Annotated in this window: 17 protein-coding genes and 1 pseudogene; 7 read left to right on the top strand and 11 right to left on the bottom strand. The window is 63.9% G+C overall.

Features of this window, described 5'->3' with window-relative positions; translation table 11 throughout:
• Positions 1-217 precede the first annotated feature (217 nt).
• Positions 218-1,180, top strand: a complete 963-nt coding sequence (locus tag YU9_RS42415) for an ABC transporter substrate-binding protein (RefSeq protein WP_210163513.1) — start codon at positions 218-220, stop codon at positions 1,178-1,180.
• Between the two features lie 94 nt (positions 1,181-1,274).
• Here YU9_RS42415 and YU9_RS0124830 read toward each other — a convergent pair whose 3' ends face one another.
• The 8 genes from YU9_RS0124830 to YU9_RS0124795 form a co-directional block, all read right to left on the bottom strand.
• Positions 1,275-2,078, bottom strand: coding sequence for a hypothetical protein (locus tag YU9_RS0124830; protein WP_027575238.1), 804 nt, complete (start codon positions 2,076-2,078; stop codon positions 1,275-1,277).
• A gap of 228 nt (positions 2,079-2,306) precedes the next feature.
• The gene (locus YU9_RS0124825) at positions 2,307-4,280 is read right to left on the bottom strand and encodes an acetyl-CoA carboxylase biotin carboxylase subunit (RefSeq protein WP_027575237.1); all 1,974 of its coding nucleotides are present in this window, start codon (positions 4,278-4,280) and stop codon (positions 2,307-2,309) included.
• Entirely contained in the window at positions 4,277-5,893 is a 1,617-nt protein-coding gene (locus YU9_RS0124820; protein ID WP_027575236.1) for an acyl-CoA carboxylase subunit beta, read from the bottom strand. The genes YU9_RS0124825 and YU9_RS0124820 overlap by 4 nt, the downstream gene beginning before the upstream one ends.
• 93 nt (positions 5,894-5,986) lie before the next feature.
• Complete coding sequence (locus tag YU9_RS0124815; protein WP_027575235.1) at positions 5,987-6,853, bottom strand: 3-keto-5-aminohexanoate cleavage protein; 867 nt, start codon at positions 6,851-6,853, stop codon at positions 5,987-5,989.
• A 222-nt stretch (positions 6,854-7,075) separates the two neighbouring features.
• Entirely contained in the window at positions 7,076-7,876 is an 801-nt protein-coding gene (locus tag YU9_RS0124810; RefSeq protein ID WP_027575234.1) for an AraC family transcriptional regulator, read from the bottom strand.
• A 243-nt stretch (positions 7,877-8,119) separates the two neighbouring features.
• Complete coding sequence (locus YU9_RS0124805; protein ID WP_027575233.1) at positions 8,120-8,776, bottom strand: glutathione S-transferase family protein; 657 nt, start codon at positions 8,774-8,776, stop codon at positions 8,120-8,122.
• On the bottom strand, positions 8,776-9,939 hold the full coding sequence (locus YU9_RS0124800; RefSeq protein WP_027575232.1) for an acyl-CoA dehydrogenase family protein: 1,164 nt from the start codon (positions 9,937-9,939) through the stop codon (positions 8,776-8,778). The genes YU9_RS0124805 and YU9_RS0124800 overlap by 1 nt, the downstream gene beginning before the upstream one ends.
• 119 nt (positions 9,940-10,058) lie before the next feature.
• Positions 10,059-11,195, bottom strand: a complete 1,137-nt coding sequence (locus YU9_RS0124795) for an acyl-CoA dehydrogenase family protein (RefSeq protein ID WP_027575231.1) — start codon at positions 11,193-11,195, stop codon at positions 10,059-10,061.
• A gap of 269 nt (positions 11,196-11,464) precedes the next feature.
• Here YU9_RS0124795 and YU9_RS0124790 point away from each other — a divergent pair, with 269 nt between their 5' ends.
• Positions 11,465-13,015, top strand: a complete 1,551-nt coding sequence (locus tag YU9_RS0124790; RefSeq protein WP_027575230.1) for a long-chain fatty acid--CoA ligase — start codon at positions 11,465-11,467, stop codon at positions 13,013-13,015.
• A gap of 73 nt (positions 13,016-13,088) precedes the next feature.
• Entirely contained in the window at positions 13,089-14,312 is a 1,224-nt protein-coding gene (locus YU9_RS0124785; RefSeq protein ID WP_027575229.1) for an ABC transporter substrate-binding protein, read from the top strand.
• 77 nt (positions 14,313-14,389) lie between these two features.
• On the opposite strand, the gene YU9_RS0124780 is transcribed toward YU9_RS0124785, so the two are convergent.
• Complete coding sequence (locus tag YU9_RS0124780) at positions 14,390-15,160, bottom strand: helix-turn-helix transcriptional regulator (protein WP_027575228.1); 771 nt, start codon at positions 15,158-15,160, stop codon at positions 14,390-14,392.
• 186 nt (positions 15,161-15,346) lie between these two features.
• Here YU9_RS0124780 and YU9_RS42410 point away from each other — a divergent pair.
• The 4 genes and pseudogenes from YU9_RS42410 (at position 15,347) to YU9_RS0124760 (ending at position 21,624) form a co-directional block, all read left to right on the top strand.
• Positions 15,347-17,604, top strand: a pseudogene (locus tag YU9_RS42410) (marine proteobacterial sortase target protein).
• Positions 17,605-17,781: 177 nt separating this feature from the next.
• Positions 17,782-18,408: a class GN sortase gene (locus YU9_RS42405; protein ID WP_051380501.1), complete on the top strand. Its 627-nt coding sequence runs from the start codon at positions 17,782-17,784 to the stop codon at positions 18,406-18,408.
• 45 nt (positions 18,409-18,453) lie between these two features.
• Complete coding sequence (locus YU9_RS0124765) at positions 18,454-20,670, top strand: acetate--CoA ligase family protein (RefSeq protein ID WP_027575227.1); 2,217 nt, start codon at positions 18,454-18,456, stop codon at positions 20,668-20,670.
• 126 nt (positions 20,671-20,796) lie between these two features.
• Positions 20,797-21,624: an MlaD family protein gene (locus YU9_RS0124760; RefSeq protein WP_027575226.1), complete on the top strand. Its 828-nt coding sequence runs from the start codon at positions 20,797-20,799 to the stop codon at positions 21,622-21,624.
• Positions 21,625-21,684: 60 nt separating this feature from the next.
• Here YU9_RS0124760 and YU9_RS0124755 read toward each other — a convergent pair whose 3' ends face one another.
• Positions 21,685-22,725 (bottom strand): aliphatic amidase, encoded by a 1,041-nt coding sequence (locus YU9_RS0124755; protein ID WP_027575225.1) that lies wholly within the window; start codon positions 22,723-22,725, stop codon positions 21,685-21,687.
• Positions 22,726-22,769: 44 nt separating this feature from the next.
• Positions 22,770-23,147 (bottom strand): zinc ribbon domain-containing protein, encoded by a 378-nt coding sequence (locus YU9_RS0124750; protein ID WP_027575224.1) that lies wholly within the window; start codon positions 23,145-23,147, stop codon positions 22,770-22,772.
• Positions 23,148-23,246 lie beyond the last annotated feature (99 nt).

Raw genomic sequence — 23,246 nt, 5'->3', positions numbered from 1 at the left:
TGGAACGAGTTCTTGCCGATATCGATGCCGATCACGGCGATCGCTGCATTGAGCTTCCGAGACATGGTGTGCTCCTTGTCTTGAGCGCCCCTTGCCAGCTTCTCGCACTGGCAGGGCCGGAGCACGGCCGGACCATTCCATTAGCGGACGTAGCTTAATGTGCTATGCTTGTCCTCGTATGCGCGTCAGGAGAGATCGGGCAATGAGACGGCGGGATGTGATCACGCTGGCGATCGGCGCGATTTTGGCGGGACCGCCAAATGCACGAGCGCAGCAGTCCTCTCGTAAGGTCTGGCGTTTGGCATTCCTGAACACCGACTCGTGGGAAAGTGAAGTCCAGCGCGCCTTGTTCGAAGTTTTCAGGAACGCACTGCAGAAGCTCGGCTACACGGACGGCAAAAACCTCGTCATCGAGCGCAGAGCGGCAGAGGGGCATATCGAGCGCCTCGATCAGCTCGCGAACGAGTTGATCGCCGCAAAGCCAGACGTAGTGGTCGCAGTTGCAACACCTGCAATAGCCGCCGCGCGACGAGCAACCGCAACTATTCCTATCGTGATGTGGGGAGCCGGGGATGCGGTGGCTTTGGGCCTTATCAACAGCTTAGCGCATCCCGGAGGAAACATTACCGGTGTAGCCACGATGTTCTCCGACACAACCGGCAAGTCACTCGAACTTCTGCACAGTATCCTTCCGGCAGCAACGCGAGTGGCCGTGCTGGGCTCGCCCATCCCCGCCCGCAAGCGACAGTTTGAAGAGACAGAGGCCGCTGCAAAGATATTGGGTCTGGTGACGATCCCCATCTTTGCTTCCTCCCGGGATGATCTCGGCCAAGCTTTCGAAAGAATGGAGCAGGCAAAGTGCGATGCACTTTTCGTACTTGCTGCTCCGATAGAGCCGGAAATTGTTCTCCTGGCCGCTCGTAAGAAGATTCCAGCGGTTTACCAAATCAGCGCCTTCGTAGATTTGGGTGGCCTCGCAAGCTATGGGGCAAGCCTCGCAGTGATGGGCAAGCAAACAGCACAATATACAGCTAAGATATTTCAGGGAGCCAAACCGGCAGAGCTTCCGGTCGAGCAACCGGTCGCCTTCGAGCTCGCTCTGAATCTCAAGACGGCTGCGGCGCTAGGACTGAGAATTCCGGCCGAGGTCATAGGCCGTGCCGACAAGGTGATTGAATAATGACTGCTCCTGGCCCTTCAGCGACATTAGAAGATTGCTGCTTCTCCGCCGGTGTTAGGGCTTAAGCGGCGGACATCAGGCGGCGGCCAGCCGCTTAATGAGTACACGGCCTAGATCCCAGCGCCCGGATCACCGGCCAGGCCGCGAGCGCAGCAGCGAGATGCTTGAGCGTGTGGCCCGAGACCATGTGCCCGGTCGCTTCGAACACGGTCACGTCGCCCATTTCGAGAAGTTTAGCGATCACATAGAAGACGATCACGCCGCCGAGCGGCACGCCAAGCGCGCCGGGCCGGGGACGCGTCAACGCGAGGCCCACCGCCAGCGCCATGCCGCCGAACTGCACCACCAACCAGGGCGTGAGATTCTCGCGTGCCACCCAGGCAGCTAACAGGCCCGCGATCATCGCCAGCACCAGCACTGCTTCGCCGGCGCGCGTGCTGATCCGCTCGCTGGCCGCGATGCCCAGAAATCCTGCGAACGCGACCGCCATGCCGAGACGATCGGCCACGAGCCGTTGCGGCACGTCGGGGTCGAGATGGTAGAAGCCCGAGCCCAGGCAAGTGAGGATCAGCCCTACGAAGAACCAGCTCGCCCCGATGGGCGCATCATGGCGGGCACGCAGCCGCTCCGAGCCCCAGACGCCCATGGCGAGGAAGGCAAGATTGCTCAGCACATCGCCGGCGTTGGGCACTCCGAGCCAGGTGTGGTCGTCGACGAAATGCGGGATGTGCCAGGCGGCGGCGGGCAATGCGGGCGCAAAGAGCGCGGCCAGGATCAGGACGAGGAGTGCACCGAGCAGGTATTTTTCGCGGGCTTGCAGCGCGCCAAGCGCAAAACGGCGAGACACTGAAGGGAGCTTGGCAGTGGTCGCTTGGGCGGGATCATCGGCGTGCAACATGCGAGGCTCCGGGACAATTGAACAAAGTTCAACATCTATATCTCCGAAATGAACAATGTTCAATAGAGATTGTGCGCGAGCTCTGCGAGCGAAAACCTCATTGAAATCGTTTGCGTTCCAGGAGACGCGGTAGGGGGCAATGCGAGGCGTCCATCTCGCTTACGATCGACATTTGTGGGCACGGCGCTTCGCGCCTTTGCCCACCCTACCAGACCGCGTTCGCCGCGCTTACGCTGCCCCGATCTCCGCGACGATCCGTCCCGTCGTCACCTGCTCGCCCTCGGCAACATCGATCGCGCCGACGACGCCGTCGATACCGGCCTTGTGGACGTGCTCCATCTTCATTGCTTCCAGCGTCAGCACCGGCTGGCCGGCGGTGACGCGGTCGCCGGGCTTGACCAGAACGGCGACGACGCGGCCGTTCATGGCGGCGCGGACCTTGCCGTCGCCGCCATTCGTTGCAGCCGCTTTCGGCGCGGCGAGGGTGAGATCGGTGACGGCGAGCGGAATGCCGCGGTGCTGGACGTACAGCCGATCGCCGTCGCGCAAAAATTTAGCGCTGTCCATCACGCCATCGTGGCGGAAGCGGATGGCATCGGGATCGAGCTGGTCGATCTCGAACCTATCCTGGCGACAGTCGACGACACTGTAGCTGCCATCGCGCTCACGCGTGACTTCGAGTTCGTGGGCTTGGCCGGCGATTTCGATCTTCGTCGGCAGCGGAAAGGTGGCGGCGAGACTCCGCCCACCCTGCCAAGACGGTGCGCGTGGGTTGGTGACGTAGAGCAGCAAGCCCGCCAGCGCCACGTCGAATGCCGCGTTCGCGCGCGGTGCCAGCAGCTCGTCGCGATGCGCGCCGATGAACGCCGTCGTCGCCTCGCCTTTGGCGAAACCGGGATGACGCAGGCAGGACATCAGGAACGCCTGGTTCGTGGTCACGCCAAACGCGGTGAGCTGCTCGAGGCCAACGATCAGCCGTCCCCTCGCCTCCTCGCGCGTGGTGCCGTGGCTGATCACCTTGGCGATCATGGAATCGTAGAATGGCGGAATTTCCGAGCCCGATTGCAGTGCATGCTCCACGCGGATGCCTTCGGGCACCTCCCAGCGCGCCATGCGGCCGGACTGCGGCATGAAATCCCGCGCGGCATCCTCCGAGCAGAGCCGGACCTCGATGGCATGGCCTTCGAAGCGGATGTCCTGCTGCTTCACGGGCAACGGCTCGCCGCGCGCGACGCGCAGCTGCAGCTCGACGAGATCGAGCCCGGTGATCGCCTCGGTCACAGGGTGTTCGACCTGGAGGCGCGTGTTCATCTCCATGAAGTAGAACTCGCCGCTTTGATCGAGCAAGAACTCCAGCGTGCCGGCGCCCTGGTAGCGCAGCGCTTTCACCGCTGATACCGCGACCTCGCCCATTTGCGCGCGCAGCTCGGGCGTGACGGCTGGCGACGGCGCCTCCTCGATCAGCTTCTGGTGCCGCCGCTGCACCGAGCAGTCGCGCTCGCCGAGATGGATGGCGTTGCCGTGGCTGTCGCCAAACACCTGGATCTCGATGTGGCGGGGACTCTGGATCGCACGCTCGAGGATGACGGTGGGATCGCCGAATGCGGCCTTCGCCTCGGAACGCGCACTGCGCAGCGCATCGGGAAACGAGGCGGCATCGGTCACGAGCCGCATGCCGCGCCCGCCGCCGCCGGCGACCGCCTTGATCATCACGGGAAAGCCGATCCTCCTGGCCTCCGCGAGCATCACCTCGTCGCCCTGATCTGCGCCCTGATAGCCGGGCACGATGGGCACGCCGGCCTTCTTCATGATCTCCTTGGCGCCGGCCTTGTTGCCCATGGCCTCGATCGCCTGCGGCGACGGGCCGATGAAGACGAGGCCGGCCTCCTTGCACGCTTGCGCAAACTCCTCGTTTTCCGCCAAGAAGCCATAGCCGGGGTGAACGGCGTCCGCGCCGCTCGCCTTGGCTGCGGCAATGATCGCGGGGATGTTGAGATAGGACTGCGCCGGCAGCGCCTCGCCGATGCGCACGGCCTGATCGGCCTGCTTGACGTGGAGCGCATTACAATCGACATCGGAATAGACTGCGACGACACTTAAGCCCAAGCGCCGCGCACTGCGCATCACGCGCAACGCAATCTCGCCGCGATTGGCTACCAGAACCTTGAAGAACGGCCGGTGCTGCACTGATCCGTTCCTCATGGGCGGGCCACCGAGAACTGCATGCGCTGAGGCATGCGCGCATCGCCCTCGCGGCAGATCGCGAGCACTTCGGACAGCACCGCGCGGGTGTCGCGCGGATCGATCACGCCGTCATCGAGCACGCGGGCGCTGGTGGAGAACACGTCCATCTGGCCGTCGAACACGCCGATGATCTCAGCCTTCATCGCCTCCAGCCTGTCCTTCTCGATCGGCTTGCCGCGACGCGCGGCGGCGGCCTCGGTCACGATCGCCATGGTTTCGGCCGCCTGCTCGCCGCCCATTACCGCGGTCTTGGCGTTGGGCCAGGAAAAGCAGAAGCGCGGATGGAACCCGCGGCCGCACATGCCGTAATTGCCGGCGCCGAACGAGGCGCCGCAATAGATGGTGATCTGCGGCACCGTCGCCGAGGTCACCGCCTGGATCATCTTCGAGCCGTGCTTGATCATGCCGGCTTCTTCGTAAGATTTGCCGACCATGTATCCGGTGGTGTTGTTCAGATAGAGCAGTGGCGTACGGGTCTGGCAGCAGGCCTGGATGAAATGCGTCGCCTTGTTGGCACCGGCGGGATCGAGCGGACCGTTATTGGTGACGATGCCGATCGCCTGCCCTTCGATGCGGGCATGGCCGCAGACGGTGGCCGGACCGTAATTCGGCGCCATCTCGGTGAAATCGGAATCGTCGATGATGCGCGCGATCACCTGTTTCATGTCCACGGGCCGCTTGTGATCCATCGGCATGATGCCGAGCAGCTCGTCCTGGTCGTAGCGCGGCGGCTTGAATGGCGAAGCCGTCCTGCCGGGCCGCTCCCATTCCAGCGCCGCCATGATCTCGCGCGCGATGCGCAAGCCGTCGCGGTCGTCCTCGGCGAGGTAATCACCAAGGCCGGAGATTTGCGTATGCATCTCGGCGCCGCCGAGCTCCTCCTCGGTCGCGATCTCACCGGTCGCGGCCTTCAGCAGCGGCGGCCCGGCGAGGAAGGCGCGGGTGCGACCGCGGACCATGACGATGTAGTCGGACAGGCCTGTCTGATACGCGCCGCCCGCGGTGGAGGAGCCGTGCGTGATGGTGACGACCGGCAGTCCCGCCGCCGACAGCCGCGCCAGATTGCGAAAGATGTTGCCGCCACGGACAAAGTCCTCGACGCGGTAGCGCAGGAGGTTGGCACCGGCGCTTTCGACGAGCTGGACATAAGGCAGCTTGTTCTCCAGCGCGAGCTCCTGCACCCGCAGCGTCTTGTCGAGGCCGTAAGGTTGCAGTGCGCCGGCATCGATGCCGGAATCACTGGCGCTGACCATGCAGCGGATGCCCGAGACGAAACCGATGCCGGCGATGACGCCGCCACCAGGCACGCTCTTGTTAGGATCAGGCACGTCGAACATGTAGCCGGCGAGCGTCGACAGCTCGATGAAAGGCGCACCGGGATCGAGCACCAGCGCGACGCGCTCGCGCGGCAGCAGCTGGCCGCGCTTGTGGAAGCGATCCTTGGCCGCAGCCGACGCCGCGCGCGTGCGCTCTTCCAGAGCGCGCATGCGATCGATCAGCGCGAGCATGCCGTCGCGATTGACGTGGTAGGCGGCACTGCCGGGGGAGATGGTGTTTTCGATGACTGCCACAATTTACTCCGTCATTCCGGGATGGTCCGAAGGACCAGACCCGGAATCTCGAGATTCCGGGTTCGATGCTACGCATCGCCCCGGAATGACGAACTACCGATTCGTCCCAAAGATCTTCCGCGCCTCGGTGGGGCTCGCGATCTCCCGGCCGGCGCGCCTTGCGCAGGCGGCGACCGCTTCGATCAGCTGGCCGTTCGAGGTCACCTTCCTGCCGTCGGCGAGATAGAAGGTGTCCTCGAGACCGGTGCGCAGGTGGCCGCCGAGCTCGGCGCAGCGCTGATGCAGCGGCCAGATCTCTTCGCGGCCGATCGCGGTAACCTGCCAATGCGCCTCAGGGCGCTTCAGCTTGATCAGGATCGGCAGCAGCTCGGGATCAGCCGGCATGCCCGACGCCACGCCCATCACGAAATTATACTCGAGCGGACCCTTGTACATGCCGACCTGGTAGTACATGCCGACGCAGCGGACGATGCCAACATCGAAGCACTCGAACTCGGGGATGGTGCCGACCGCGTTCATGACGTCGAGATAGTCCTTCACCTTCTCGACCGCGTTGTCGAACATCATCGGCGGCCAGGCCCAGGTGTTGTCGGCCTTCACTTTCAGGTAATTCAGCGAGCCGGCATTGCAGGCGGCAATCTCCGGCCTGGTCTCGCGGATGCAGTCGAGCGCGCCGCTATAATTCGGCCCTGACACGCCCGAGGTGTGATTGATGATGACGCCGGGGCAGGCCTCGCGGATCGCCTGCTGAATCTCCTTGCTGACCGCGACCTCCCAAGACGGCAGGTGCCCCTTGCCTGGCGCCTGCTGGCGCAGATGGATGTGCATGATGGACGCGCCGGCATCGAAGGCAGCCTTGGCCTCGCGCGCCATCTGCTCGGGCGTCACGGGCACATTGTGCTGCTTCGGATCGGTGAGCACGCCGTTCAGCGCGCAGGTGATGACGGCCTTGTCGCTCATGCGTTCAATGTCTCGCACGTTGATAATTCAACGGTTACAATCATGTGACGCGCGACATGCGGCTTCTTGCGCGGAGAAGCTGGAATACGAGATGCCGTAGGGTGGGTTAGCCGAAGGCGTAACCCACCACTGTCTATCTCCGCGGAAGCAGAAGAGGTGGGTTACGCCGGGCGATTGCGCTTCGCGCATCTGCAGGGCTAACCCACCCTACGAAACACGATGCTAGCTCGCCTCCGCGAGCCGCACCGTCTCGGTGCTGCGGTAGATCGCAAGGTCGCGCGAGCCGACGAAGATCGCGCGCGGCTTCAGGCCGTAGAAGCGGCGGATCGAATGGCTGAAATGCGTGGAATCGGGATAGCCGATATCCTGCGCGAGATGGGCGAGGTTGAGGTCCTGGTTGGCGAAGTGCAGCAGATGGCGCGCGCGCTTCCAGGCGCGGAAGGAGCGGAACGAGATGCCGGTCTCCTCCTTGAACAGATGCAGGAAGCGCGAGGCCGAGAGCCCTGCTTCCGCCGCGCAAGTATCCGCCGTCACCGGCTCGCCGGAGAAGCGCCCGATGCGGGCTACGGCGCGCGTGATGCGCGGGTCGAGCACGCGGCGCGGCAGCGCTTCGCCAAAGCACATCTCGTCGAACTCGGCAGTGGTGATGTCGCCGTAGCGGCGCTGGCGCAGCAGCGCGTAGGCGGCAAGGATCTTGCGGGCATAGGCGGTCCGATCGGGGCCGGTCAGCCGCTCGGCCAGGGCCTCGATGACGCCATCCGGCATGCTCTCGGGCTCCAGCGTCACGCTGATCGCGGTGCGATAGTCGCTGGCAATGGAATGGCGCTGGTTCGGCAGGGTGACGAACAGCTCGCCGGTGGCGAGGACGTCGTCGATCGTCAGGTGCAGATTGCCTTTCACCGCCACATAGACATGGCAGCAGCCGGGGGTCCGCTTGCGGGGGCGGCCGAGCAGGCCGGCATAAAAGACCCGCTCCGGCGTGATCAGCATCAGATGGTCGGATTCGCGACCTTTATCTTCCATTGGGATCCTCCTCGCGCGGCTCTCTGGCCGCTGCGGATGGAGGTCACCTTAGCGGAAATTTGGGCGCTGTCACGATAGGATAGCGCTGTCATGAAAACATGTGCCGTCGTTCCGGGGCGGTCCACCGGGTCCGCGCAAAGCGCGGCCCGATGACAGGCTCCGGACCGAACCCGGAACCTGGAGATTGCCGCGCGGGATTCCGGGTTCGATGCTTCGCACCGCCCCGGAATGACGGGCTCAAACTTACGCCCTCACCCTTGGCGCGACATTCTGCTCAACGCCTGCCTTTTGCTCCGCCGCAACAGCCCGCTTGAAACCGTCACGCTGCTGCAGGCGCGCCCAATAGGTTGCGACATTTGGCCCAAAATCCGTGGCGAGCCCGATATTGCTCGCGAGGCGGAGCGCGTAACCGATGACAATGTCAGCGGCAGTGAAGCGGCCCGCGCACAAGGTTTCAGCATTGGCCGTCGCTGCCTCGACCGCGCGCAGTCTCCCCAAGAACCATTTTGCGTAATCGGTGGCGACCTGCGGGTTGCGGCGCTCCTCCGGTTCGAGCTGGGTGTATCGCAGCACCAGCGTTTGCGGGAAGGTTAACGTGGCGTCGCTGAAATACATCCAGTTCAGGAACGCCCCATAGGCGGGATCTTCCGGCCCGACCATCAGCGGCGTCGGGCCGTATTTGATGCCGAGATAGTGGCAGATGCCGGAGGACTCGGTCATCCGCGTCTCGCCGTCGATCAGGAAGGGGATGGTCCCGAGCGGATTGAGCGCGAGATAATCCTTGGCAAACACCCGCGGCGGGAACGGCAGCATCTTCAATTCATAGGGCAGCCCCATCTCCTCCAGCATCCAGAGCGGGCGGAACGAGCGCGCGGCGTCGCAGTGGTAGAGTGTGATCATCAAGCACTTCCTTTGCTGCCGGGCAGCGTGCCCATCATCTTGCACAGGACCATCAGCATGACCTCGTCGGCGCCGCCGCCGATCGAGGTCAGGCGGCTGTCGCGATAGGCGCGGCTGACCGGCGTCTCGTTGGTAAAGCCCATTCCGCCCCAATATTGCAAGCAGGCATCGGTGAGCTCGCGGCCGAGCCTGCCGGCCTTCAGCTTGGCCATGGTCGCGAGCCGCGTCACGTCCTCGCCCGCGACCAGCTGCTCACCCGCGCGATAGATCAGCGCGCGCAGCAGCTCGACCTCGGTCTGCATCTCCGCTAGCTTGAAATGCACGACCTGATTGTCGAGGATCGACTTGGCGAAGGCCTTGCGATTGCGCGTGTACTCGATGGTCTGGTCGATGATGTATTCGTGCGCCTTGAGACAGGCGGCCGCGCCCCACAATCGCTCCTCCTGGAACTGGATCATCTGGTAGGTAAAACCTTTGCCCTCGTCACCGATCCGGTTGCGCTTGGGTACGCGGACATTGTCGAAGAAGATCTGCGCGGTATCGGAGGAGCGCATGCCCATCTTGTCGAGCTTGCGCGCGACGGTGACGCCCTTGCTCTTCATAGGCACGCAGATCAGCGACTTGTTGCGGTGAACCGGCCCGTCGCCAGTGTTGGCGAGCAGGCAGATCCAGTCGGCCTGGGTGCCGTTGGTGATCCACATCTTGCCGCCATTGATGACGTAATCGTCGCCGTCGGAGCGCGCCTGCGTCTTGATCGAGGCGACGTCGGAGCCAGCGCCGGGTTCAGAGATGCCGATGCAGGCAACGTAGTCGCCTGATATCGATGGCGCCAGGAATTCACGCCGCACCTCGTCCGAGCCGAAGCGCGCCAGCGCTGGCGTCGCCATGTCGGTCTGCACCCCGATCGCCATCGGCACGCCGCCGCAGGTGATGGCGCCGAGCTCCTCCGCCATCATCAGCGCGTAGGAGTAGTCGAGACCCGAGCCGCCGAACTCCACCGGCTTGTTCAGACCGAGGAAGCCGAGATTGCCCATCTTCTTGAACAGCTCGTGCGCCGGGAAGATGTCGGCCTTCTCCCATTCATCGACATGGGGATTTATCTCGTTGGCGATGAACTTCTGCAAGCTCCGGCGGATCTCGTCATGGTCGGCGGTAAATAGCATCGTTTCCCCTTTGTCATTCCGGGGCGCGCGAAGCGCGAACCCGGAATCCAGAGATGAGTCCTACAATATCGAGGTTCCGGGTTCGACGCTGCGCGTCGCCCCGGAATGACGGAGAAGGGTCACAGCCCCATCTGCCTCGAGGCCAGATCCTTCATGATTTCCTCGGTGCCGCCGCCGATGGCGTTGACCTTGACCTCGCGGTAGATGCGTTCGGCCTTGATGCCGCGCATGAAGCCGGCGCCGCCGAAGATCTGCACGGCTTCGGAGGCGCAGAACGCCATGGTCTGCGTCGCCTGGTTCTTCATCATGCAGATCTCGGCAACCGGGCTCTCGCCCTGCTCGAGACGCCACGCCAGCATCTCCAGCATCGCTTGCGACGCCGCGACCTTCTGCGCCATGTCCACGATCTTGTGGCGGATCACCTGGTGCTGGGCGAGCGGCTTGCCAAATGTCTTGCGCTCCTTGGTATAAGCAACCGCCTCGTCGACACAGACACGCGCAAAGGCCGTGCAGCTCGCCGCCATGCCCATGCGCTCGCTGTTGAAGTTCTGCATGATGATCTTGAAGCCCTGCCCCTCCTCGCCGATCAGGTTCTCGACCGGCACGCGGCATTCGTCGAAATGCAGCGTCGCGGTGTCGGAGGCCCACCAGCCCATCTTCTTCAGCTTGGTTCGCGACAGGCCGGGCGTGTCGCCTTCGATCAGGAGCAGGCTGACGCCGCCGGCACCCTCGCCGCCGGTGCGCACCGCAACCGTCAGATAATCGGCGCGCATGCCTGAGGTGATGAAGGTCTTCTCCCCGCTCACGACGTAGTGATCGCCATCGCGCCGCGCCCGGGTTCGCAGGTTCGCGACATCGGAACCGCCGCCCGGCTCGGTGATCGCCAGCGCCGAGATTTTCTCGCCTGAGAGCACCTGCGGCAGCACACGTGCCTTCACCTCGGGCCGCGCCGCGCGCGCGATCGGCGGCGATCCAATCGTATGGCTCATCAGGCTGGCGCTGATACCGCCGGCGCCGGCTTGCGCCAGCTCTTGGCTGGCCACGATCTTCATGAACTGGTCGGCGGCGATCCCGCCATATTCCTCGGGAAATCCGAGGCCCAACAGCCCGATCTCGGCCGCCTTGCGATAGAGCGCGCGCGGGAATTCGCCGGCCTCGTCCCATTCATGGGCGAAGGGCGTGATCTCCTTCTCGACGAAGCGGCGCATCACGTCGCGGAAGGCGTCGTGCTCGGCGGTATAGAACGGGCTCTTCATCGCACACTTGCCTCGCGGACGGATTCGTCTGGTCAACCATGGCCGGAACCTTGGCGGCTCACTTGCGCGGAGTGGCTGAGTGGAGCCGATGCTCCGGGCAAGGCAGCAACCTAGCAACTCAACGCAAGACGATTTTCGCCGCTCACAGGCCAACTCTGGCTCAAAAAAAACGTTGCTGCACAGACTCCGGCTGGCCCCAAGGGCCACGCCGGGCATGGTGCACGGGCAGCAAGAGAGAGGGCGGCACAAGACCGCCGAGGGAGGAATTTTTGGCCGTTCGTTACTACGACTGGATCGCTCATCATCGCCGCCGCGCGCCTGATAAGGTCGCAGTCGTCGACCTCGCGAGCGAGCGCCGCTTCAGCTATTCGCAGCTCGATGCTCGTGTCTCGCGCCTCGCCTCCTTTCTGCGCCACACGCTCGACGTCTCGCGCGGCGATCGCGTCGCAGTGCTGGCGCTGAACACGACCGATACGCTGGAGGTGCAGTTCGCCTGCGGCCGGTTAGGTGCGATCTTCGTGCCGCTGAACACCCGACTCACCGTTCCCGAGCTCCAGTTCATCACCGGCGATTGCGCGCCGAAGGTGATGATCCACGATACTGATCTGGCCGAGACGGCGCTCAGCGTTGCGAAGCTTTGCGGGGTTGCGACGAGCCTGATGCTCGGCGCCGGCGGATCTTACGAAGCCGGCATCGCCGCCGCAAAGCCGCTCGAGCGCGCCGAAGAAGTCACGCTCGATGACGTCTCGACCATCATGTACACGTCGGGCACCACGGGACATCCGAAGGGCGCGACCATCACCCATGGCATGACGTTCTGGAATTGCGTCAATCTCGGCGGCCCCGCCTGCATCGGGCCGTCGTCGGTGCTGCTCACCGTGCTGCCGCTGTTCCACACCGGCGGCCTCAATTGCTACACCAATCCCGTGCTGCATGCCGGCGGCACGGTGATGATCATGCGCACCTTCGATCCCGGCACGGCGCTCGGCCTGATCAACGATCCCGCGCAGGGCATCAACGTGTTCTTCGGCGTGCCCGCGATCTACCAGTTCATGGCGCAGCACCCGTCCTTCGCGACCACCGATCTCAGCCGGTTGATCGTCGGCGGTGTCGGCGGCGCCCCGATGCCGGTGCCGCTGCTCAAGGTATGGGAGGCACGCGGTGTCGCGCTTCAGCAGGGCTATGGCATGACCGAGACATCGCCGGCCGTGCTGGTTCTCGACCGCGAGGATGCTGCGCGCAAGGCCGGCTCCGCCGGCAAGCCGGTGCTGCACACCGAGGTGCGCATCGTGCGCCCCGATGGCAGCGATGCCGATGTCGGTGAGCTCGGTGAGCTCTGGGTCAAGGGCCCCAACATCACCCCGGGCTACTGGAACAGGCCGGAGGCGAACAAGACGTCCTTCACCGATGGCTGGCTGCATACGGGCGATGCGACGCGCGTCGACGAGGAAGGCTTCTACTACATCGTCGACCGCTGGAAGGACATGTACATATCCGGCGGCGAGAACGTCTATCCGGCCGAAGTCGAGAACGTCCTGCACCAACTCACCGCGATCGCGGAAGCTGCCGTGATCGGCATTCCCGATCCGCAATGGGGCGAGGTGGGCCTTGCCATCATCGCAGTCAAACAGGGCGAGCGGCTGACCGAGGCCGACGTCTTCGCGCATTGCGCGGCCAATCTGGCGCGCTTCAAATGCCCGCGCCAGATTCGCTTCGTCGACGCGCTGCCGCGCAACGCCACCGGCAAGATCCACAAGCCGACCTTGCGCAGGGAATTTTCCGTCACCTCGGAGGTCGATAGGAAAATCGCCAACGCCTGATCGAAGCGCCCTCGCGGGTGCTTTTCTTTTTTGAAGTGCCTGCCCGAGACCACAAGAAACCTAAGGAATTTCCATGAAGAACAAGAAACTTTCCCTGCTCGCCGCGGCAACGGCCCTGACCCTTCTCTCGGTTCAAGGCGCTTCCGCGCAGAAGAAATACGACACGGGTGCCAGCGACACCGAGATCAAGATCGGCAATGTCGAGGCCTATTCGGGTCCTGCTTCCGCCTACGGCATCATCGGGAAGACCGAGGAAGCCTACTTCAAGATGATCAACGACCAGGGCGGCATCAACGGCCGCAAGATCAACTGGATCTCCTATGACGACGGCTACTCGCCGCCCAAGACCGTGGAGCAGGTCCGCAAGCTGATCGAGAGCGACGAGGTGTTCCTGGTCTTCAACGCGCTGGGCACGCCCACCCAGACCGCCGTGCAAAAATATCACAATGCCAAAAAGGTGCCGCAGCTCTTCCTCGCCACCGGCGCCAGCAAATGGAACGACCCGAAGGGCTTTCCGTGGACCATGGGCTTCCAGCCGAGCTATCGGGTCGAGGCGCGGATCTTCGCGAAATATATCCTGCAGGCGAAGCCTGATGCCAAGGTCGCGATCTTCTATGCCAATGACGATTTCGGCAAGGATTACGTCGCCGGCATCAAGGAGATTTTTGGCGAGAAGGCATCTTCGCTGATCGTGGCGGAGGAGAGCTACGAGACCACCGAGCCCTCGATCGATTCCCACATCGTCAAGCTGAAGGGCACCGGCGCCAACGTGTTCGTCAACATCTCGACGCCGAAATTCGCGGCACAGGCGATCAAGAAGATCGCTGAGCTCGAATGGAAGCCGATGCATGTGATGACCGACGTGTCGATCTCGATCGGCGCGGTGATGAAGCCGGCCGGACTCGACGCGTCGGAAGGCGTGCTGTCGGCGAGCTACCTGAAGGACGCATCGGACCCGCAATGGAAGGACGACGAAGGCATGAAGAAGTTTCTCGCCTTCATCGATAAGTACATGCCAGGCGCCAATGTCTCCGATACCAATCTCGTCTACGGCTATGCCGCCGCGCAGACCCTGGTTCAGACCTTGAAGCAGTGCGGGGACAACCTGACGCGGGAGAACGTGATGAAGCAGGCCGCGAGCCTGAAGGATTTTGCGCCGGATACGTTGATCCCCGGCATCAAGATCAACACCGGCGCCAACGATTTCGCGCCGATCGAGCAACTCAAGATGATCCGCTTCAAGGCTGGTCAGTGGGAGCTGTTTGGCGACATCATCAGCGCCGAAACCGGGGGCTAGCTCTTCGCATATGTCCCTGTCCAAGCATCGGAGCCGCTCCTTGCAGGGGCGGCCCCGCGCCAGGAAGGAGCTCGAGCTTAGCCGGGTAGAAACAGCGCGAACGGCTCCTCGACCGTGCGCCGCAGATGCTTTCGGTACAAGGCATGGTTGGCATCGTCGGGCGCAACCCGTCCCAAGGACGGTTTTGGAATATTCCTGAGCGGCACATAGGCAATCGGCGCAGCGATCGGTGTGAGCTGCGAGCCCGGCCCGGCACGCAGCGTCGAGATGATGCCGTACATCTCGCCGGAAACCGTCGGCCGCGACACCGTGATCACGCGATGCTGGCCGTGCTTGATGATGACGAGGTAGATGAAGCCGGACTGATGGGGCACGGCGACCTCACCGGTATGCTCGTAGGCGGCATCGGTCCGATCACCCTCGCGGAAGACCAGCGAGGAGAGCTTCGGCTCCCAGACGATCTCGGTGCGATAGGCGAAGATCGCATCCTTGTCGCCGAACGACGGCCGCACGGTGATGTAGACGTCCTCGAGCCAGGTGACGGCGCGATGCGCATAGGAGCCGAGGCTGTCGGGCGCGACGTCGTTTGCGGCCGGAGGTGTCGCGACGACGGCACTTTTACGCAAGGAAACGCCGAGCGCCTGCTCCAGCCGGACTGTGGTCGCCAGCGTGAACGGCCGCCGGCCGCCCAGCACCTTCTCCAGCGTCGACAGGCTGAGCTTGGCCTGCTCGGCCAAAGCCTGCCGGGAGATCCGGCGTCTGGCGAGCTCCTCGCGAATGGTCTCGGCGATCTCACGGCTCTGCTCGTCCGAAAGCTGCTTGTCGGTAAGTTTATCCTGCGTCTGCATCGTTAGCCCTGCTCCAGCACGGCCATCCTAGCAGGGCGGACAAACCAGCACAAAACCGCACATGGCCGCCCCGGCGGAAGCGAGTGCGGGCCGGCCGCGGCGGAACATTGCCGATCATTCTGCTCGCGAAACGCCGCCCCGCCGGCGGATGCTGAGACCAGCAAACACGCTTCGGGAGCAAGCCAAATGGATGCTTACGATACGGCCGATAGCGACGAACACCCCCTGTTGAGCCGCCTCATCAAGGTCGGACTGTTCCTTCTCGCGCAGGGCATCGCAGTGATGCTGGTCGCCTTCCTGGCCCTGCTGGTGAGTTTTGGGGCGAGCTGGTCGGCGACGACCGAGCAGGCCAGCCTGCTCCAGCCCGGCGAGGCTCGCTCGGGCAGCCTGCTGCTGAAGGAGGACGCCGGTACCACCGAGGCGATCCGCCTCGGGACCGACGTCGACATCACGGTGTCAGGCCCGACACTGCGCGCCCGCGTCACGCAAGTCTTCCGCAATCCGACCAAGGACTGGGTCGAGGCCACCTATGTCTATCCGCTCGCGGCCGGCGGCGCCGTCGACACGTTGAAGATGGTGGTCGGCGACCGCGTCATCGTCGGCGACATCAAGGAGCGGCAGCAGGCGCGCGTGATCTACGAGCAGGCGCGCCGCGCTGGCCTGAAGGCCGCGCTCACCGAGCAGGAGCGGCCGAACATCTTCACCAATTCGGTGGCCAATATCGGGCCCGGTGAAACCGTGCTGGTGCAGATCGAGTATCAGGAGCCGGTGCACCAATCCGGCAACGAATATTCGCTGCGCCTGCCGCTGGTGGTTGCCCCACGCTACAATCCCGCGCCGATCGTGCAGAGCGTCGACTTCCGCAAGGATGGCTCGGGCTGGGGTGCAGCGACGTCGGACCCGGTGCCGGATCGTGACCGCATCTCGCCGCCTGTGCTGGATCCCGCCAGGAATGCGCCGGTCAATCCGACCAGCATCACGGTACGCCTGAAGGCCGGCTTCGCGCTCGGTGAGGTCAAGAGCCACCATCATAACGTCAAGATCGAGAGCCCGGACAACACGATTCGCGTGGTAACGCTCGCCGACGGCACTGTCCCCGCCGACCGCGATTTCGAGTTGACCTGGAAGCCGGCCGCCGACAAGGCGCCGTGGGTCGGCCTGTTCCGCGAGCATGTCGGCGATGCCGATTACCTGCTCGCCTTCGTCACCCCGCCGAGCGCCGAGCAAGCGACGCAGAAGCCGCTGCCGCGCGAGGTCGTGTTCGTGATCGACAATTCCGGTTCGATGGGCGGCACCTCCATCGTTCAGGCCAAGGCGAGCCTGCTCTATGCGCTCGGCCGCCTGCAGCCGAATGACCGCTTCAACGTGATTCGCTTCGACGACACCATGGACGTGCTGTTTCCGACCTCCGTGCCGGCGGACGCCGCGCATGTCGGCGAGGCAACCTCGTTCGTCAGCGCCTTGCAGGCGCGCGGCGGCACCGAGATGGTGCCGGCGATGCGCGCGGCGCTGACCGACAAGCTCGGCGATACCAATATGGTTCGTCAGGTCGTGTTCCTGACCGACGGCGCGATCGGCAACGAGCAACAATTGTTCGATGCGATCACGACGATGCGCGGCCGCTCACGCGTCTTCATGGTCGGCATCGGGTCCGCGCCCAACACCTATCTGATGACGCGTGCCGCCGAGCTCGGCCGCGGTGCCTTCACTCACATCGGCTCCGTCGAGCAGGTCGAGGAGCGCATGCGCGGCCTGTTCGCCAAGTTGGAAAATCCGGCCGTGACCGGCCTCACCGCAAAATTCTCGGAGGCGACGGCCGATGTCACCCCGGCGATCATCCCCGACGTCTATCGCGACGAGCCCCTGGTGCTGGCGGCGAGGCTCGACAAGCTCGCGGGCTCGCTCGAGATCAAGGGCCGCGTCGGCGACCGTCCGTGGTCGGTGACGCTGCCGCTGCGAAATGCCGCCGAAGGGAAGGGCCTGTCGAAACTCTGGGCGAGGCGCAAGATCGGCGATGCCGAGGTGGCACGCACGCTACGCGAGATGACACCCGATGACGCCGACAAAGCAATCCTGGCGTTGGCGCTCGACCATCAGATCGTCACGCGACTGACCAGCCTCGTCGCGGTCGACAAGACGCCGAGCCGTCCCGAGGGCGAACCGCTCAAGCTCAGCGATCTGCCGATCAATCTGCCGGCCGGCTGGGATTTCGAGAAAGTGTTCGGCGAACGGCAGCATCTGACGCCGACACAGCTGCGCGAACGTCATGCCGATGCGCGCAATCAGCCGGCGACACGACGGCCGACGCCTGCCGCGCCGGACGCGATCCGTCTGCCCAAGACTGCAACCACGGCGGAGCTGAAGATGATTGCAGGCCTGATCCTGATCGCCTGTTCCTGTTCGTGTTCAACCGGCGTCAGCCCTTGCTCACTGACGCCGCTTGAGAGAGGAGCATCCCCGAACTCCTCTGTTAGCGCGCGCGGCTGCCCGTCCCGTACAACGGCCGCGCGCGCCTTTTTTGGAATGTCATTCCGGGGCGGCTCGCAGAGCCGAACCCGGAATCTCGAGATTCCGGGTTCGATGCTTCGCACCGCCCCGGAATGACGAACAAGAGAGACACAATGCTCCGCCTCATCTCTCCCCTGGTATTGGCACTGATCGGCCTCATCCTGTTCGGCGACGGTGCTTACATCCACGCCAAGGCGTGGCTGGCGCAGGTGCTGCTGGAGCGGGCATTCGACCGGAGCATCGCGACGGGCCAGGCGGTGAAGCCGTGGTCGTGGGCCGACACCTGGCCGGTCGCGCGCATCGAGGTCAAGCGGATCGGCGCCAGCGCCATCGTGCTGGAGGGCGCGAGCGGGCAGGCGCTCGCTTTCGGACCGGGCCATATCCAGCACACGGCTGATGCGGGCGAACGCGGGCTTGCCGTCTATGCCGCCCATCGTGACACTCATTTCCGCTTCCTGCGGAATGTTGCCATGGGGGACGTCATCGATATCACACGCAGCGACGGTCGACATTTTCGTTATCGCGCGGATTCGTCGGCCGTGGTCCACTTCGATGCATCTGGCATCGATCCCAAGGCAGGGGGTTTCGAGCTCATTCTCGCGACCTGCTGGCCGTTCGACGCCGTCACCTCCGGCCCCGAGCGCTACATCCTGCATGCAACATTGATTGGAGCCGATGCGCTCATTCCACGACGCGGCATACCCATGCACATGGTTGCCACTCCGAAGGACTCGCCATAGAACAGAGTGACGCACGCCAAGAATAACAACAGGTGAGGTCACGCCATGGAAGCCCGTGTGTCTGCTGCATCCGCGTCCCGTGCTTGGTCTCCGCCGCCAGATGCCAGCGACATCGTCAAGGGAATCCACGCCATGCTGCACCCGCACAACATCGTGCTGGTGGGCGCGACCGACAAGCCCGGCAATTATGCCGAGCGCATCTGGAACAATCTGATCAAATACGGCTTCGAAGGTGGGCTCTATCCGGTCAACGCCAAACGCGAGAGCATCTGGGGCGTTACCTGCTACAAGGATTTTGCGAGCCTTCCCGAAAAGCCCGATCATGTCCTGGTGCTGGTGCCTGCGCGCTTCGCCGTGCAGGTGATCCGCGACGCCGCTGCGGCCGGCGCGCGTTCGGCCACCATCGTCACCTCCGGCTTCAGCGAGTTGCAGGATGACGAAAGCCAGAAACTCGCCGCCGAATTGCAGGCGGCTGTGCGCGAGACGGGGCTTGCCGTCACCGGGCCGAATTGTCTCGGCAATTTGAGCGCCGGCGAAAAGCTCTTCACCAACATCGACGACCGCATCGTCACCATGGAACAGGGCGCGGTGGCGATCGCCGGGCAATCCGGCGCCATCGTCATGGCGATCCGCCAGACGCTGGAGGATCGCGGCGTCGGGGTCGGCTACATGGTGACGACAGGCAACGAGGCCGGGCTCGAGACCCCGGACCTCATGCGCTATTTCGCCGAGGATCCGAGCATCAAGGTGATCGACGTCTACCTCGAAGGCGTGCGCAACACCAAGGCCTTCCGCGATGCCTGCAAAGCGGCGCGCGCTGCCAGCAAGCCGGTGATCGCACTCAAGCTCGGCGCATCCGAAGGCGGCCGCGCAGCGGCGATGGCGCATACCGGGGCGCTGGCGGGATCGATCGAGACGTTCGACGCGATTGCGACGCGCGAAGGGGTGATCCGGGTTGGCGGCCTCGACGAGCTGATCGAGACCACCGAATGCTTCGTTCATTCTGCCGTGCCCAAAGGCGACCGGCTCGCCGCCGTCACGCTCTCCGGCGGCAAGCGCGGCATGCTGATCGACGCCTTCTACAAGGAAGGCCTGAACTTCGCGCCACTGAGTCCGCATGTCAGCTCGGAGTTGGCAAAAATGCTCGGACCGGGCTCGATCGTCGGCAACCCGCTCGACGCCGGGTTTGCCGCGGTGGTCGATCCCTCCGTCTACATGAAATCGATCAAGCTGATGATCGACGACCCCGACATCAACATCGTCATCATCGATGCCGAGCTGCCGAAGGCACCGCACGAGCTACGCGAGCGCAATTTACGCATCGTCAACGAGATGGCGAGCAGGGCCGGAAAGCCTGTGATCTATATCAGCGCAATGTCGATCGGTTTCACCGAATTCACCAAGGGCTTGCGCAAATCGCTGCCGCATCTCGCGGTCATGCAGGGCATGGACCGCGCGGTGACCGCAATCAAGTCGCTGCTCGACTACGCGAAACTGCGCAAGGAGGTGCCCGATATCGTCTCGAGCTCGAAACCCGCCGCGCGCGCCGTGCTGGAGAAGACGTTGAGATCGGCGAATGGTGCCGCGCTCGACGAGGTCGCCTCCAAGAAGCTCCTCAAGGCCTATGGCATCCCGATCTCGAAGGAGGCGATCGCACATACTGCGGCGGAAGCCGTGAAGATTGCCAAGCAGATCGGATTTCCGGTCGTGGCAAAGGTCGTCAGCGCAGAGATCCTGCATAAGTCCGACATCGGCGGTGTGGTGCTGAATCTCAACAGCGCGGCCGAGGTGAAGAAGGCGTTCGCTGATATTACGGCGCGGGTCGAGAAGCTGAAGGGCAGGCCGAAGCTCGATGGCATCCTGATCGCACAGCAGGTCAAGGCCGAGCTCGAACTGGTGGTCGGGGCCTCGCTCGATGCCGAAATGGGGCCTGTCGTGCTGTTCGGGACCGGCGGCATCGACATCGAGCTACTGAAGGACGTCGCCCTCGCCGGCGCGCCGCTGGATGAGGCCGAAGCACGGCTCCTGATCGGCAGCACCAAGGCCGGCATCAAGATGCGCGGCTATCGCGGCAGGCCGGCCTTGCACGAGGCGTCGGCGGTGAAGGCGCTGGTCGGCCTGTCCAATCTGATCGCGGACGCCGGGGACCGGATCGCCTCGGTCGACATCAACCCGTTCCTGATCAATGCCAAGACTGGCGTGGCGGTCGATGCCCTGATCGTGTTGAACAATGCTGCGGCAAAGCGCGCGGCTGGACATTGAGAGGTGTAGGGCGGATCACGCTACCGCCTTCGCTCTGCGAGCTTCGGCGGACAAGTCGTTAACCCGTCTCAGGTAACATTGCGGCCTTCCTTCCAACTTCCCCGCTTTGGCCGTAGACTCAGCTTCATGGCACGCGCGAGCAATCTTGTGATCGGAACGGCAACGCTGGCGGCGATCGCCGTGGCGTTCGGTGGCCTGCTCGGCGTGCAGAAATGGCGCACGATCCAGAGCCGCAGCCAGTTGCGCGTGGTGTTCGAGGGCGGCTCCGCCAGCGGACTGCGCCGCGGTGGGCCGGTCAATTTCGACGGTGTGCCCGCCGGCCAGATCCTGTCGATCAAGCTGGATAATCCGCGCAGGATCGTGGCGCTCGTCATGCTCGACAACACCGCGCCGATCCGCAAGGACACCGTGGCCGGCATCGAGTTCCAGGGCCTCACCGGCGTTGCCGCGATCTCGCTGATCGGCGGCGCCCCCTCTGCACCGCCGGTGCCGCTGGACGCAGACGGCATCCCCGTGCTGACCGCCGATCTCAGCGACGCCGAAACCATCGTCGAAACCCTGCACAGCGTCGACCGCACCATCGTGAACAACGCCCCCGCGATCAAGGAGGGCCTGCACACGTTCGAGACCTATACTGCCGACCTCAGGAGCAAGGGCGCGGAGATCGATTCGATCATGGCCAAGGTCGACAGCGCCTTTGCGGGATTCGACAAGGCGGTCGCGAAGATCGAAGGCGCGGTGCCGGGCTTCGTCGACGGCAAGGCCGACGAGCTGTTCGAGAGAATCAGGGGTCTGCACGAGCTTGCCGGCACCATGAAGAAGAAGTCGGCGACCTATCTCGAAGACATCCGCCGTTCGCTGCTCGACGTCAGCGAGGCCGCCAACAAGATGAGTGGCACGCCGGCACCTGCGCCCCCGCACCCGCCGCGCAGGCCCACGGAGCAGAAGCGGTAGTCTCCACCACGTGGCGCACGACGTCCGGCGTACGAGCGGGTGACGTACGCTGGCAATGACTCAGTAGTTGCTCGGGGACGCTCCATTCGGGATGCCGTCGATCGGGCACTCGTCGGTGCCCGGCGTCGCGCGAGTCATTGCCTCGACCATGTCGCGCGTGCCTTCGGGATCCTTGATCCAGTTCTTGTAGAAATCATACGGACAGGCCGCGACACCGCGCGGGCTGTCGCCGGAATTGATCATGCCGGTGTAGCCACGGTGGACCAGCTTGTAGAGATGGTTCTGCGACTGGCCGTTGCGGCGCGCGTCGCGGATCAGGTGTTTCGACAGCTGCGCGTACTGGATGCCGTAATCCTCCTCACCGCACTCGCCGAGGGTACGGCCGTCGAAGCCGATGATCGCGGAGTGACCGAAATAGGAATAGACGCCGTCGAAGCCGGCGGCATTGGCGACCGCGACATAGACGTTATTGGCCCACGCCATGGCCTTGGAGATCATGACCTGCTGCTCCTTGGCCGGGTACATGTAGCCCTGGCAACGCACGATCAGCTCGGCGCCCTTCATGGCGCAGTCGCGCCAGATCTCTGGATAATTGCCGTCGTCGCAGATGATCAGGCTGACCTTGAGGCCTTTCGGGCCCTCGGACACATAGGTGCAATTGCCGGGATACCAGCCCTCGATCGGCACCCACGGCATGATCTTGCGGTACTTCTGCACGATCTCGCCCTTATCGTTCATCAAGATCAAAGTGTTGTAGGGCGCCTTGTGCGGATGCTCCTCGTGGCGCTCGCCGGTGAGCGAGAACACGCCCCACACTTTCGCCTTGCGGCAGGCCTCGGCGAAAATCGCGGTTTCCTCGCCCGGCACCACGGACGCCGTCTCGTACATCTCCTTGGAGTCGTACATGATCCCTTGCGTGGAATATTCCGGGAAGATCACGAGATCCATGCCGGGCAGGCCGATCTTCATGCCGACAATCATGTCGGCGATCTTGCGGGCGTTGTCGAGCACCTCGGCCTTGGTGTGCAGGCGGGGCATCTTGTAGTTGACCACGGCGACGCCGACCGTGTCGTTGCTGCTGGAGATATCGCCGTGAAGCATGTTGAGCGCTCCTGTCTTTTATTGGTTCGAGGTCATCGCGTGGGTTAGTGGCTGATCATCCAGGGCCGCGCCGTCGGAAAGCCCTTGGCGCCGCTCCTGGTCTTGGTCATCAGCCGCGCCGGCTTTTTCCTGTCCGCCGCGCTCTTTTGTTTGACCATCTTGCCCGAGGAGCAGCAGCCACAGCCGGGGCCGTGCGAGGCCTTGTATTGCGCAAGCGTCTGCGGTGCGTGCGAGCTGCGCTCGTTGACGGCGTACGCCTTGCGCTTGTCCGCCGGCATGCAGAAGAAGTTCGGCGCGGTCAGGATCACCCGCGGCGCCATGGTCTCGCAATGCGGGCAGCTCTGCGGATCATCGCATTCCGCCATCGGGCGAAGGTCCTTGAAGGGACCACAGTCGTCACAGAGATATTCGTAGACCGGCATTGCATCATCCCCAAACGCTCTTGCCTGTTCACAACTCGCCGCCACCGTGCGTGTGGAGACAGCCCCTCACCCCAACCCTCTCCCCGTAAGAACGGGGAG

Source organism: Bradyrhizobium sp. WSM1743, from assembly GCF_000473065.1.
GTDB lineage: Bacteria > Pseudomonadota > Alphaproteobacteria > Rhizobiales > Xanthobacteraceae > Bradyrhizobium.
The sequence above is the reverse complement of the archived record's forward strand: the minus strand, read 5'-3'. Positions and strand labels throughout refer to the sequence as shown.

Coding starts and splice junctions, on each gene's coding strand:
- YU9_RS0124780 (WP_027575228.1), bottom strand. CDS start 15,160: ATGCAGACGCAGGATAAACTTACCGACAAGCAGCTTTCGGACGAGCAG.
- YU9_RS0124765 (WP_027575227.1), top strand. CDS start 18,454: ATGGAAGCCCGTGTGTCTGCTGCATCCGCGTCCCGTGCTTGGTCTCCG.
- YU9_RS0124825 (WP_027575237.1), bottom strand. CDS start 4,280: ATGAGGAACGGATCAGTGCAGCACCGGCCGTTCTTCAAGGTTCTGGTA.
- YU9_RS0124810 (WP_027575234.1), bottom strand. CDS start 7,876: ATGGAAGATAAAGGTCGCGAATCCGACCATCTGATGCTGATCACGCCG.
- YU9_RS0124795 (WP_027575231.1), bottom strand. CDS start 11,195: ATGAAGAGCCCGTTCTATACCGCCGAGCACGACGCCTTCCGCGACGTG.
- YU9_RS0124750 (WP_027575224.1), bottom strand. CDS start 23,147: ATGCCGGTCTACGAATATCTCTGTGACGACTGTGGTCCCTTCAAGGAC.
- YU9_RS0124755 (WP_027575225.1), bottom strand. CDS start 22,725: ATGCTTCACGGCGATATCTCCAGCAGCAACGACACGGTCGGCGTCGCC.
- YU9_RS0124800 (WP_027575232.1), bottom strand. CDS start 9,939: ATGCTATTTACCGCCGACCATGACGAGATCCGCCGGAGCTTGCAGAAG.
- YU9_RS0124830 (WP_027575238.1), bottom strand. CDS start 2,078: ATGTTGCACGCCGATGATCCCGCCCAAGCGACCACTGCCAAGCTCCCT.
- YU9_RS0124760 (WP_027575226.1), top strand. CDS start 20,797: ATGGCACGCGCGAGCAATCTTGTGATCGGAACGGCAACGCTGGCGGCG.
- YU9_RS0124815 (WP_027575235.1), bottom strand. CDS start 6,853: ATGAGCGACAAGGCCGTCATCACCTGCGCGCTGAACGGCGTGCTCACC.
- YU9_RS42405 (WP_051380501.1), top strand. CDS start 17,782: ATGCTCCGCCTCATCTCTCCCCTGGTATTGGCACTGATCGGCCTCATC.
- YU9_RS0124785 (WP_027575229.1), top strand. CDS start 13,089: ATGAAGAACAAGAAACTTTCCCTGCTCGCCGCGGCAACGGCCCTGACC.
- YU9_RS0124805 (WP_027575233.1), bottom strand. CDS start 8,776: ATGATCACACTCTACCACTGCGACGCCGCGCGCTCGTTCCGCCCGCTC.